The organism is Dechloromonas sp. TW-R-39-2 (assembly GCF_016864195.1).
In the GTDB taxonomy this organism is placed as follows: Bacteria; Pseudomonadota; Gammaproteobacteria; order Burkholderiales; family Rhodocyclaceae; genus Azonexus.
The window spans coordinates 996,250-1,009,589 of record NZ_CP045202.1 but is presented as its reverse complement, the minus strand read 5'-3'; the positions used below and the strand labels follow the sequence as shown (position 1 = coordinate 1,009,589).

9 protein-coding genes are annotated in these 13,340 nt (G+C 61.4%); 3 read left to right on the top strand and 6 right to left on the bottom strand.

Features of this window, described 5'->3' with window-relative positions:
- Positions 1-28 precede the first annotated feature (28 nt).
- From GBK02_RS04895 to GBK02_RS04870, 6 genes are all read right to left on the bottom strand, one after another.
- Entirely contained in the window at positions 29-1,129 is a 1,101-nt protein-coding gene (locus tag GBK02_RS04895) for an FIST signal transduction protein (RefSeq protein ID WP_203468630.1), read from the bottom strand.
- Positions 1,130-1,215: 86 nt separating this feature from the next.
- Complete coding sequence (locus GBK02_RS04890) at positions 1,216-2,673, bottom strand: NuoM family protein (RefSeq protein WP_203468629.1); 1,458 nt, start codon at positions 2,671-2,673, stop codon at positions 1,216-1,218.
- Entirely contained in the window at positions 2,670-4,169 is a 1,500-nt protein-coding gene (locus GBK02_RS04885) for a NuoM family protein (RefSeq protein WP_203468628.1), read from the bottom strand. The genes GBK02_RS04890 and GBK02_RS04885 overlap by 4 nt, the downstream gene beginning before the upstream one ends.
- Positions 4,169-5,707 carry a proton-conducting transporter membrane subunit gene (locus GBK02_RS04880; protein WP_203468627.1) on the bottom strand — a complete coding sequence of 513 codons (1,539 nt, stop codon included), beginning with the start codon at positions 5,705-5,707 and terminating at the stop codon, positions 4,169-4,171. Before GBK02_RS04880 ends, GBK02_RS04885 begins: the two co-directional genes overlap by 1 nt.
- The gene (locus GBK02_RS04875) at positions 5,704-8,766 is read right to left on the bottom strand and encodes a DUF2309 domain-containing protein (RefSeq protein ID WP_203468626.1); all 3,063 of its coding nucleotides are present in this window, start codon (positions 8,764-8,766) and stop codon (positions 5,704-5,706) included. The genes GBK02_RS04880 and GBK02_RS04875 overlap by 4 nt, the downstream gene beginning before the upstream one ends.
- On the bottom strand, positions 8,732-10,177 hold the full coding sequence (locus tag GBK02_RS04870; protein WP_203468625.1) for a NuoM family protein: 1,446 nt from the start codon (positions 10,175-10,177) through the stop codon (positions 8,732-8,734). Before GBK02_RS04870 ends, GBK02_RS04875 begins: the two co-directional genes overlap by 35 nt.
- Before the next feature lie 187 nt (positions 10,178-10,364).
- Here GBK02_RS04870 and GBK02_RS04865 point away from each other — a divergent pair, with 187 nt between their 5' ends.
- The 3 genes from GBK02_RS04865 (at position 10,365) to GBK02_RS04855 (ending at position 13,320) form a co-directional block, all read left to right on the top strand.
- Entirely contained in the window at positions 10,365-10,964 is a 600-nt protein-coding gene (locus GBK02_RS04865) for a peroxiredoxin (protein ID WP_203468624.1), read from the top strand.
- Positions 10,965-11,102: 138 nt separating this feature from the next.
- Entirely contained in the window at positions 11,103-11,690 is a 588-nt protein-coding gene (locus GBK02_RS04860; RefSeq protein ID WP_203468623.1) for a response regulator, read from the top strand.
- A 112-nt stretch (positions 11,691-11,802) separates the two neighbouring features.
- Positions 11,803-13,320, top strand: coding sequence for a methyl-accepting chemotaxis protein (locus GBK02_RS04855; protein WP_203468622.1), 1,518 nt, complete (start codon positions 11,803-11,805; stop codon positions 13,318-13,320).
- Positions 13,321-13,340 lie beyond the last annotated feature (20 nt).

The following is a 13,340-nucleotide window of genomic DNA, read 5'->3' as shown; positions in this document are numbered from 1 at the left end:
CCATCTCCATACAGGCGTGAGCCTATGCTTACGCCTGCGACAGACAGACCAGCGCCGCGTTGTGAAAGCGCGGAATGCTGAGATCTTCCAGCTGATCGATTTCGCCCAGCGACAAAGCGCCATAAACAAGCGGTGCTGCGGTCAACGCCTTCAAATGGGCGATTTCACGCTCGGCGGCTTCCCCCAGATGCATGCGACGCCCCGCACAGTAGAAAGTCAGCAGGGGCATCGGCTCGCCGCCCGCCTGGGGCAGGCCGAGTGACTGGGCCAGTCCGGTGACACAAGCCTCATCGCCGGCTTCCGCCGCTTTCAGCAGGCGCAACATCGAATTGGGCGGCACTTCCCCGACGCAAAACAAGGAGCCATCCGCATTGAAGGCCACCGGAATCCGCACCAGCACGTCCACGGCCGTCACCAGCCCGAAGGGGAAATGCACGGCATAGTCGTAGAAATTTTCATGCGTCAGGGCAATGCCGTACTCGGCGGCGATCACGTCGCGGTAAACCTCGAAAGCCGGGCGATTATCAATCCGGTCGATCCGATTGCCCTGGGCAGACGTCGAACGCATCAAGGTTTTTGACACGGGATAGGCATGCTTGACGGCCACCCGGCTCACTTCGGGCAGAAACAAGCCGAGCGCCCCCTGGCCAACCAACTGCGTGGCGTCGAACAGGCAGGGCATCGGCTGGAAGGTTTCGCTACCGGCATTCACACCGGCATAGCCGACGCAATTGCCAATCGCCTGGTGCAGGCGATGCAGGATGCTGGCGACATTCGGCTGCATGCTGTCGAAAACGAGGAACAGCGTCGGCTGCCCCTCCGGCCGGCCGGCCTTGATGGCCTGCGCCAGCTTGTCGACCGCAGCAGTCCCCAGATCGGGAATCAGGAAATGATTCGGCATGCGCTCGAAGCCGATCAACCAGACGCCCGTCGAAACAAAACGGTCATCGACGATCAGGGCGGGGAAAACAGCCCCGGCCAAGGTCACGGAGCGTTCCCGGCAAGCGGATTGCAGGACCGGCAAGGCGGCTTTCTCCGCCTCGGGCAGCAAGGCCAGCACGCCAAGCGCCGGCCATTGCTCGCGCCACGCATCAAGCTGTTGAGAAATTGCTTCAGGTGTCAGAGACACCCATTTTTGACAGACAATCATCGGGCAAGACAAGGATGATTCATGGTGGCACTTACTTTAGCATGCCCCGAACAGCCCGGGCCGGCTCAACGCCCCAACCCGGCAGCCCAGGCTTCGGCGGAAGGACGAACGATCTCGATCCAGGGACCGGGAAAAATCCCGATAAGAACGACCATGGCAATCAAGGCGACCAGCACCAGCCATTCGCGCGGCCTGAGATCATCCGCCTGGGTCACGGCCGGCCAGCGGGCCGGGCCGAAGAAGGCCCGGCGATACAAGGCCAGAAAACCAGCCGCGGCAATCGACAGACCGAACAGCGCGGCCATCCCGGCACCGGTATGTACCTGCAAGGCCGCAATGATCAGCATGAACTCGCCCGGAAAGCTGCTCGTTCCCGGCATACCGACACCGGCCAGGCCGCAGATCAGAAAACCGGTCGCCAGCAGTGGCATGGTTTTCGCAGCACCACCCAGCGCGTGAATATCGGTCGAACCGGTGCGCTGGCGAAGAAATTCGAGCAACAGGAAAGCGCCGCCGGTCGCCACGGAGAAGCTGAGCAGCAGGGACACCGCACCTTGCGCCCCCTGTGCGGTGAACGATGCCAACCCGAGCACGGCGAGTCCAACATGGCAAATACTGGCCAAGGCCAGGGCGACGCGCAAATTGCTTTGCGCCAGCATGCCGACCGCACCATAGAGGATTGCCAGCGTCCCCAGACCGGCCAGCAGCCAGTGCAGGTCCTGTGCGGCCTGCGGGGCCAGCGGCACGGCAAAACGGATCAGGCCGAAAGCCCCGATCTTCAAACCAACCAGCAGGGCCGTCAGCGAACCGGGGGCTGCCAGTGAAAACTGGACCAGCCAGGTGTGCAGGGGAACCAGCGGCACCTTCAACCCGAAGCCGACCAGCAGCAGCAGGAAAACCGTCGTTTGCGAGGCGCGCGGCAAAGGGGTCGCCAGCAAGGCGATCAGGTCAAACCCGGCAGCCGGCAGGCCACTCGCCAGCAGGATGAAGGCGAGCAGTAAAGGCACGCCGCCGGCCAGCATGATCAGGCAGTAGCGCGCGGCCACTTGCGGACTGCCGGCATGCGCGCCCCAGCGTGCGAGCAGGAAATAAAGCGGGATGAGTGTCAGTTCCCAAAAAACGAAGAAAAGAATCGTGTCCAGCGCGCAGAAAATACCCAGCGTTGCGCTCTGCAGCAGCAACAGCAAGCTGTAATGCAGACGTGCGGCCTCCCGCACGGCATTCCAGCCGGCCACCAGCGAACCGAGAAACAGCAAGGCCGTCGCCGGCAAAAAGAGTACGGATAGCCCGTCGACCGCGACGAGGTACTGAATTTTCAATCCGGCGATCCAGGACCAACGTTCGATCATCTGGAAACGCTCGCCGGCCGGCAGATAAAGCAACAGGACCGTCGTCGCCAGGGTCAGCGTCACCACCATGCTGCCGGCTACGGCAAAACGCACGCGTTGCAACGGCAGGAGCCACAACAAGCCGGCCGCCAGCAAGGGCAGGAAAATCAACAGGGAAAGCAGCGGAAGATTCATCGGACCAGCCTCTCGGCCATGCTTTGGCTCGCCATTTCGGTCAAATAGAGCCAGGGTTCGGTGAAAAAGCCGATGGCCAGCATGGCCGCCAGCGCAATGCCGCAGACCAGGTATTCCATCGGCAGGGTGCGGTCGACTTCATGCCCGCCCTGTTTTTGCTGCGACAGGAAGGCGCGCTGAAAAGCCCAGAGCAGGAAGCCGGCGGCAGCAACGTTGCCAAGCGCGGCGGCGACGGTCGACAAGGCGCCGAAACTGTCGATCGATGCTTCGAGAATCAGGTGCGCGGCATCGAATCCGGGGGTGCCGGGCATGCCGACGATGGCCAGGCCAAAACTGAGGAAAGCGATCGCCAGAAAAGGAATCCGCTCGAACAAACCGGAAAGCTCGTGCAGTTCGGTCGTTCCTGTCCGCCGAAAAACAAAACCGACGATGAACCACATGCCGGTCACGGCCAGCCCGAAGTTGGCGGCGAGCAATACGGCGCCCTGGATGCCGGCCTGATGCAGGCTGAACACGCCGATGACCAACAGGCTGGTGTGGCTGACCACGGCAAAGGCCAGCAAGCGGCGCAGATTGGTTTGCTGGAAGGCCAGTGCCGCAGTGAAGAAGATGCCGGCCATGGCAAAACCGACGACATAGGGTTGCCAATAGTGCACCGCCCCCGGCGTCAGGGGCAGGACGAAACGCAACATGCCGTAGATGCCGACCTTGACCCCGACCATCAGGGCCGGAGCAACGGCGATCAGGCCATGCTGGGCCATGTTCGGCAGCCAGCCATGCAGGGGAAAAAGCGGCGTGCGGACCGCCAGTCCATAGAACAGAAGATAGAAAGCTGCCGTCTGGAATTTGCCGACCGGGATCGCGCCCAGCAGATCGAACAGGTCGAAACTCCAGCGCCCGTTGTTCACGTCGGCATGCCCCCAGCCGAGAACGACGCAACCGGCGGCAAAGAGCAGCCAGCCAAAAGCCTGGTATTGAACAAAGCGGGCCAGCGCCTGAATTTCGGCGCGCGACGAGGCCCAGCGCCGCAAGAGAAAGACAACGGACCATAATTCCAGCGCCGAAAACGCAGCAAACCAGGCAATGTTCACCGTCACCAGCATCCCGACCAAGCCGGCCTCGGCCAGCAATAGCACGGCAAACAGGCGGCCTGGCGAGATCATCCCCCGGCTCATGCCGTACAAGGTCATCAGCAGGGTCAGCAAGGCGGCGAGCAGCAGGAAAACCAGACTCAGGCCATCGACGGCGACGTGATAAGCCAACGGGGCAAATCGCTCGGCCAGCTGCAAAGCCGGGGAAAGTGGATCGATCTGGCTGGTAGCCAGCCCGGCCAGCAGCAACTCAAGCAGCGCAAAAATCTTTCCGGCCCAAACTGCGGTCGACCGCTCGCGCAGGGCAAAAACGACCGCCGCCCCGAGCAGCGGCAACAACTGCAGGAGCAGCAGGAGCGGCGCGGCGGCCTGCTCGTTCCAGAAAATCTCGCTCAGCCCGCTCATCAGAGAATCACCACGAAAGTTGCCATCACCGCCATCATCAAATAACGCGGCTGCTCCAGCAGATTTTCCAACGTCCGCAAATACGCGCTGACGCGATGCAGCAGTTGCTCGGCCATGCCGCCGCGACCGCGCAGCAACAAACGGTTTTCAACCTGTTGCAGGAGCTCTGCCATCCCGGCCAGGGCTCGCCCCGGCAGACCATCGCCGACGATCAGCGGCCGCCCCTCGGCCAGCGACACGCCCCGCCCCGGCTCGCCCAACGCCCGATCGATGAAATGTTCTTCCAGAGCGCGAACATCGCGGGCAAACGATTCGGTCGGATGGACAAACAAGGCATGCGCCAGCTTGTCGAGCCAGAAACGCTGCACAGCGGCGGTATATAGCAATTGCCGGTCGCGCAGCCAGGCCGGTGGAGGCGCCGGCGCATGGCGGACCAGCGCCAGCCAGGAAGGGGCCAGCAAAAACTGCCAGGCACGCCAGCCGGCATGCAGGCAAAGATGGATCAAGGCCAGCGTTGTCCAGCCCAGGCCGATGGCAACGAACATCAAGGCCACCTGAAACAGCGTGGCAAAGATCAGCGCCGATTTCACATCGGTCTGAACCAGCCCGCATAACCAGGCATAAGCGGCCGTCAAAAGACCGATCACAACCAGCGCCAGCATCAGATCGGGCACCTGGCTGAGCAACGGCGCGAGGCGCAACATCAGGTACACCCCGGCGTGAACCATGATCGCCCCATAAAAAACGGCTGACGAAGGCGTCGGCCCTTCAAGGGCGCGCAGTATCCACGGGCTGAAAGGCAACTGGGCCGACTTGGCCAGCGCAGCCAGCACGAAACCGAGCAGCAACAGGCGCGCATGGACCTGCGCCAAAGCCCCCGGCGCAGTCATCGCCGACCATTCAAAGCTGCCTAGCCAGGCCAGTGCAAAGCCGAGTCCGAGCAGGAATCCGGCATCGCCGCCGCGGTTGGTGACAAAGGCGAACAGCGCATTGCCGGTGGCCACCGGGCGATGCCAGGCGTAACCGATCAGCAGGAAGGACGCAACCCCGCACATTTCCCAGCCGACAAAGGCCAGCAGCCCGTTGCCGGCCAGCAGGACGAGTTGCATGCCGGCCAGAAAGAAGCCGAGGATGATGAAAAAACGGTGGAAACCGGCCTCCCGGTGCAGGTAATTGGCCGAGAAACGCATCGCCAGCCAGCCGATCAGCGCGGTCAACGTCGCCAGCGGCAGGGAAATCCCGTCGAGCAGGAAGGAAACGTTGACCTGCCAGTTGCCGCTGCCAAACCAGACGCCCAGCACCCGATGTCCCGGCACGGCATCGATCAGCGCGGCGGCATCGATCCCGATCAGCAGCAGCAGGCTGCCCAACGCGGCCAGCGACGACAAGCCGGCGGTCAGCGGTTCGCTGGCATCGCCTTGGGCGCGGCCCAGCAAAACGCGCGCCGCATTGATCACGACCGCCAGCAATGACAACGCCGGAACCAGCCAGACCCAGTCAGCCAATTGGCTAAGGAATGAGAACGGAAATGGCGTCATTTCATTGCTCCAAGCAATTGGGCGGGTGCCAGAGCCTCGCTCTGCCCGGCAAACCAGTCGGCAGAACGTGCCACCTGGGGCAGGACGCGGTTGCCTGACCACGGCAACCAGCCACGGCGCGGGCAATATTGAGCCATTGCCCCGGTCGACGGCTCCTTGGCCACCAAAACGATCCAGGCATTGTTGATCAACTCCTGCAACGGCGGCTGGCGCTGCAGAATCTCGGCTAGAACGTCCGTACGTTGCTCGACGACGACCAGCAAACGCATCGGCTCGTGAATCTCGACCATCTGCCAGGGCAAGCCGGTACGCAGATCGGAATCGGCTCCCTCCATCACCCCGAACTGGCCGGTGATGTTGTGCGTCACTTTTGACCCGCAGCCGAAATATTCGTTATTCACCGTCGAAAAATAGTACTCAAGCGCAATGCCGGCGCCCACCGGTCCGGCGGCAAGCAGGATGCCCTCGGCAATGCTGCCGGCCGGATCGTTCAGCGGATCGTAGGAGATGAGGAAGACGCGTCGGTCGAGAAACAAGCCACGACTCATGGCACGCCGGCCGATGAAAGCGGCCGCATTGGTCGCGTGCCCAAGCTCGGGACGCACCTGCGAAATATCCTGGGCTCGCCCGCCGACATGCTGCCGCCCCTGCCATGGCGTCGGGTTGCGCGGGGCCGAAGCCAGGCGGCGGCAACGTTCGGCCGCATGCGCCCGACAGGCCTCGTTCAACTGGCCGACCAAACGATCAAGTGCCGGTTGCCAGTTGGCCGGTACTGCCTCAAGGTCATACCAGACGATGCTGTCATCGCAGGTATTGTGCTCGGCGGCGACAAACCAGACGGAATCGGGAATCGTCAATCCGCGCTCGGCCAAACCGGCACGGACCTCACGACGATTGGCCATGGCAGCAAAAACCCGCGCATTGGGGCCGCCGTGCCGACCGGAGCAGGCGCCACAATCGTAGGCCGACAAATGCGGATTGTTCAGACTGCCCGAACCATGGCCGAACATCAGGACCAGCGGCGCAAAGTCCTGCGTCAGGCCGATCATGCGCAGGAACGCAGCGACGCGGTCGACCTGCTCCTCATCGGTAAATCCATGCTGCGGTTTTTGCCCGGTCGCCGACGCTGGCGTTTCCGCCGTCAGCGCAAGGCGGCTGGGCAAAGCGCCGTCGAACCATTCGCGCCAGCGCTGCAACGTCCGACCGAACCAATTGGGCGACAGGCTGGCTGCGCACAGGGCAAGCAGGGCCGGCAATCCGGCCAGCGCGGTCAGCAACGGCCCGACCAGCACGCTGCCTCCGGTTTTCTGGAACAGGCTTTCGCGCCAGCCGAGACGCTTTCCCTGCCGAGCCGCATGGGCGGCCAAGGCAGCCTCGCGGCCAAGCGCCGGCTGCTCGCAAACCAGATGTTCCGGTGTCACGACAACCGGGCACAGCGCCGTCGGAGCCGCATCATTCAGGCCCTGCCAGTACATTGCCACACCAAAGAATCCGGCCGCGCCATAGGTCACGACATCCGGGGCAATTTCCTCCAGGTGACGACGTGTGCCCTCCTCGCGGTCATCCATGCACATGATGACCTGGGCCGATGGCCGGGTGACTGTTTGCTGGCGTGAATGGTTGGCCGCCAGCGCCGTCAGCAGTTGTTCCCGATAATGCCGCTCGTAAGCCTCCAGCCAGATTTGACCGCGCTGCAGGGGACTCAAGCTGCCTGCACAGTCAAGCAACTGCGCAGCCTCTGCCGCACCGGGCGCTGCCTGGTCGGCGCCGCCCAAGTCCAGTTCAAGCAGCAAACCGGCCAGATACCAGGCCATCGAGTCATCTGGCTGTGCTGAATCGGCAATCGCTTCGGCCAGCGCAATCCATTCGCTTTCATCCAGTCGAACGCTCTCGGCCGGCGCGGTCAAATAGGCCGCACGATTTTGCAAATCCTCGGGTAGATTCCCGCACCGCAAGGCATCGCGCACGAAAAACTCGGCCGGACAAGCGGCAAAATAACCGGCCAGTTCATCGAAATTGAGCGGCGAGCCGGTCAAACGACGAATCAGGTCGTCAGCCAACAGACGCTCAAGTACAACGCGGACGGCAAGGTAATCCAGCATGGCCACCGGCGTTCCATCGCCGGTGGCCGGGTGATCGTCGCGCCACAGGAACATGCCGGACCAGCCAGGCATGTCGAGCGCCAGTCTTTCAAGATAGGCCGGCCATCGCGCTTCATCCGGCAGCAAGCGCGGCAGTTCGTCGAGCAGGGTGTCGAGCGGATCGGCTGGCAGATGCGCGATCTCTTCGTGCACGGCCGGCAAGTCGTCGAGTTCCCAGCCGACATCCAGGCCGGCACTGGCTCGCCAGGCCGCATAAAAGCCATCGGCCCGTGCCGGGTTGCGCCAGGCGGCGATACCGAGATCGAGATGTGCCGCGACATGGCGCTGCAGCATCGAGCGCACGCGTTCCAGAATATTTTCACCGCTCAGATGTTCAAGCAGGTGACGCAAGGTCCAGTCACCGCCAACCCGCTGACAAAGCGTCGCCCAGCGCTGGCTGGCAACGTTCTGCCACGCCACGTCAGCCGTCGACGGTGCTGCGGTCAACGTCCGGCACAAGGCCAGAATCGCCGCTTCGGGAGGCTGCGTTTCCCGACTCAACCAGGCCCGGCGTTCGGCGGAAAGACCTTCGGGCGGGACAAGCAGGCTGGCCCGCAGAATATCGCGACGACTGCGTTGGGCCACCAGAGGCTGATCGAGCTGATCCAGCCCCGCAGCATCGAACGCCACGTCGAGATCGTCGCAGTTGATCCGGCCCTGTTCAAACGCCGCCCGAAAACGCGCCTCCGGCCAGTAGGTCGACGCACCGGTCAGTTGCGTTGCCGCAGCCAGCGCATCGGCGAAAGGGAGATGCTGGAAGCCATGCAGGGTATTGTGATGAACAAAATCGCGAATCGGCGCCTGGGCTGGCAAGACATGCCGCAAATGGGCAAGCAGATCGATCAGGCGCTGGCGGGGAGAAATATCGCGCTCGGCAATCATCTCACGCCCAAAACCACTGACTGACCTGCGCGACACTGCCAGCAATCAGGCCGAGCAAAGGTGCCGGCCAGATACCCAGCACCACGATGACCAGCGCCAGAATGGCAGCGGCAACCGTTTCGGTACGCGTCATGTCAGCCAGTTCCATCGGCCGACCGGGCAGGCACAACCGGCCAATCACCCGAAAACTGTATGCGGCACCGATCAACATGCCGAGACAGACCAGGGCAACCCAGCCCCCCCAGCGCCCGAAGCTGCCCACGATAGCGTGCAATTCAGCCACAAAGCCGGCGCTGCCCGGCAGACCGATCGCCGCCAGCAAGCCGAAAGCACAGAAAAAGGCAAAGCGCGGCGCCTTGCCGAGCAAGGAGCCATAATCCGCCAGGTCGCGCTGGTGCGTCCGCTGGTAGAGCAATCCAACCACCAGGAAAAGTAAACCAGCCGTCAGGCCATGCGCCACCATCTGCATCACGGCGCCGGTCAGTCCGGTGACATTCAACGTAGCAATGCCGAGCAGGACAACGCCCATGTGTGAAATCGACGAGTAGGCGACCATGGCTTTCAGGTCCTGCTGACGCCAGGCCAGAATGCCACCGTAAAGCAAGCTGATGAAGGCCAGCAAGGCCAGCCAGTCCTGCGTGGCCAGCAAGGCCGCCGGCAAGGTTTCGGCCGCCCGGATCAGGCCGTAGGCCCCCATTTTCAGCAACACCCCGGAGAGCAGGATGGATACCGGGCTCGGCGCTTCGACATGAGCCAGCGGCAGCCAGCCATGCAGGGGGAAAACGGGCATCTTGACGCCAAAGCCAATGAAAAAACCGGCAAAAATCAACAACTGGGTATGCAGCGGCAAGCCACGCCCGCCTTCGGCCATATCAGCCATCGCAAAGCTGTGGCCTGGCGCCGCATCGTACAAAAACAGCAGCGACACCAGCATGAATACTGAGCCGCCCAGCGTATACAGGAAGAAATTGAGCGCCGCTTTCTGCCGATTGGCGCCCCCCAGGCGCTCGATCAGAAAGAACAGGGGGAGCAGCGTGGCTTCCCAGAAAACATAGAACAACGACCAGTCCCGTGCGGTGAACACGCCGAACATGGCCGATTCGAGAAGCAGCACCAATGGGAAGTACAGCCGGGCACCGCTTTCCATCCGGCGCGACACCAGCACCGCAATCAGGCTGAGCAGCGCGGTCAACAGCACCATGGCCAGCGAAATGCCATCCATCCCGAGGGAAAAATAAGAGCCCAGCCGAACGTTCCAGGCCCGGCTTTCGGCCATCTGGACCGCCGCGCCAGCCGGATCGAACTGACCCGCCAGCCACAGTGCATAGCCCAGGGCGGCGACCGAGAAAAGCATCGCCACCTGCCAAAGGTGTACAGGACGGCGGGCAGGCCACACTGCCAACACGGCAGCCCCCACGACAGGCATGAAAACCAGTACTTTCAGCATGTCCCGACCCCTCCGTCGGCTAGCCAAATCATTGTTATTTTCATACTGTGATTATGCCAGCCAGAATGAGATTCATGGCAAACCTGCCCAATTCACAAAGCATGGCCCCCTGTTTGACAGTCCCTGCATGCTTGGTTAAATTCCGCCTTTACCCCAACCTTCAGATAAACATTAAAAGGAGCACACCATGGCCGTTCTCGTTGGTAAACAAGCCCCCGACTTCACCGCCACCGCTGTCTATGGCAACAATGAAATCAAGGACCTGAAGCTGTCCGATTTCAAGGGCAAGCCGGTTGTCCTGTTCTTCTACCCGCTCGATTTCACCTTTGTCTGCCCGTCCGAACTGATCGCCTTCGATCATCGCCTGGCTGAATTCAAGGAACGCGGCGTCGAAGTCATCGGTGTTTCGATCGACTCCCAGTTCACCCACCTGGCCTGGAAGAACACCGCCATCAAGGACGGTGGTATCGGCCAGGTCGGCTACCCACTGGTCGCCGACATCAAGCACGACATCTGCCGCGCTTACGACGTTGAACTCGAAGGTGCCGGCGTGGCCCTGCGAGGTTCCTTCCTGATCGACAAGAACGGCGTGGTCATGCACCAAGTCGTCAACATGCTGCCGCTCGGTCGCAACATCGACGAAATGCTGCGCATGGTCGACGCTCTCCAGTTCTTCGAAGAACACGGCGAAGTCTGCCCGGCAGGCTGGAACAAGGGTAAACCGGGGATGGTTGCCTCGACGGAAGGTGTTGCCGCCTATCTCTCGAAAAACGCCAAAAAGCTGTAATCTGGCTCACTGCCTGCCTTGTGCAGGCAAACCCCAAGAAATCCCGGCCCCTTGCGGATGGCCGGGATTTTTTATTTTACAAATCCCGCTGATTACCCTGCTAAAATTTAACGAATTTGTTATTTCTCAGAAACAACCATGGCAGACTCAGAATTTCTCAGTACCCGTCAAGCCGCCGTCAAATTGGGTGTATCGCTCGGCACGGTCCAGAACATGGTCGAAAGCGGTGCGCTTGAAGCCTGGAAGACAACCGGCGGTCATCGTCGCATTCCGCTTGCTTCGGTCGAAGCCCTGCTCAACCGACGGAAGAATCTGATCCCCAGCGCCAGCGAAGCAGGCGGCCAGATCAACCTGCTGATCGCCGAAGACGACCCGACACTGCAGAAGCTCTACGAACTGACCATCGAAAGCTGGAATCTGCCGATCAAGGTTCGCATGGTTGCCAATGGCTTTGACGGCCTGCTGCAAGTCGGACAATCAACGCCCGACATCCTGATTGCCGATCTGATGATGCCCGGCATGGACGGCTTCGAGATGATCCGGCGCCTGCGCGCCAACCCGGAACTGGCCCGCATGGACATTATCGTGGTCAGCGCCATCGAGGACGACGAAATTGCCCAGCGCGGCCTGCCGCCCGATGTCACCGTATTCGGCAAACCCATTCCGTTCCACGAGATCAAGGGCTTTCTTCTGGGCCGACTTGCGGCCCGCCAGCGCACGACCTGAGTTTTCGTAAGCAAGGCGTAAGGGGTGCCATAGTTAATTTCACGGCGTACTATCTGCCCCACCCCTTGCCCTATCCCGGTAAGTCATAAGAACTAGATGCAGGAGACATCTGATGGGATTTTTCGGAAATAACAACGCTCTCGACAAAATCGACCGTGACATTGCCGCCATTGCCGATGGCAATGCCGATCTGTCGCACTCGGTCGGCACATCCGGCGGTGATGCGGCTGGCCGGATTTCGTCGAACATCAACCGCTTCTTCAGCCGGGTTCGCGGCCTGATCTCGCACGCACGGGAACGCAGCGTCAGCATTGCAGCCGATGCGGCAAAGATGAACCACCTGGTCCAGCTCACCGGCGACGCCGTGCGCCGGCAGGAATCGCTGGCCAGCGACGTATTCGAGTCGAGCAACCGGGTCAACCAGGCGGTCGGCGAAGTGGCGATGAACTCCGACGCCATCCAGGCATCCACCCGGAACAATCTCGATCTGGCCCAGCGCTCGCTGGAGCAAATGGAAACCGTTGCCTCGACCATGCGCTCGACCAACCAGCACATCGAGCATTTCTCCTCGACGGTCAGCGAGTTGCATACCAGTTCGATGAAGATCAACGAGATCGTTTCGCTGATCAACGATATTTCCGACCAGACCAATCTGCTGGCCCTCAACGCAGCCATCGAAGCTGCCCGTGCCGGCGAAGCCGGACGCGGTTTTGCCGTCGTTGCCGACGAAGTCCGCAAGCTGGCAGAAAAGGTGAAGACGGCCACTCAGGTCATCGGGCAGAACACCCAGTCGATGATCAATCTGGTTTCAGATACCTCGGCCAAGACGCAGACCATTGTCGGCGAAGTCACCAAGGCCAACGAATACATCGAAACCTCGGCCAGCGACCTGAGCACCATGGTGGGCGATTTCAAGCGCACAACCGAGCAATTGAGCACCATTTCCGGAGCCATCTACAACCTGCGCGAGAGCAATCAGTCGATTCACCGCGAAGTTGAAGAAATCCGCAATCACTCGGTCGACATTTCCGGACGCATGAAACAGTGCCTGGACTCAGCCAAGACGCTGCGCGAATCAACCGAAGACTTGCAATGCACGCTGGCTGATTTCCGGACCGGCAACAGTGCATTCGACAACCTGCACGACAAATGCATCGGCTTCCGCAACAGCGTCGCAGCGGTATTCCAGAAAATGGCCGACCGCGGGGTTAACGTTTTCGATCAAGCCTACAAGGACATCCCCGGTTCGAACCCGAAGCGCTTCACGACGGCCTATGACGGCCAGTGCGACGCCGAACTGACGCGCATCTACGACGATCTGTTGCGCGACGTCCCCGGGCTGACCTACTCGCTGTCAGTCGATACCAATGGTTATGCGCCGGCCCACAATGGCGTGTTCTCGAATGCCCCAAGCGGCGATCCTGCGGTCGACCTGCTCAAATGCCGCCATAAGCGGATCTTCAACGATCCGGTCGGCCTCAAGCTGGCCAAGAACCAGAAATCTTCGCTCTTCCAGACCTACGTCCGGGATACCGGTGAAATCCTCAACGACCTGTCGATGCCGATCATCATCAATGGCCGTCACTGGGGTGCCGTGCGGATTGGTTTCAAGACCGACATGGTGGTCTGAAGACGGCCGGGATAGCGCCG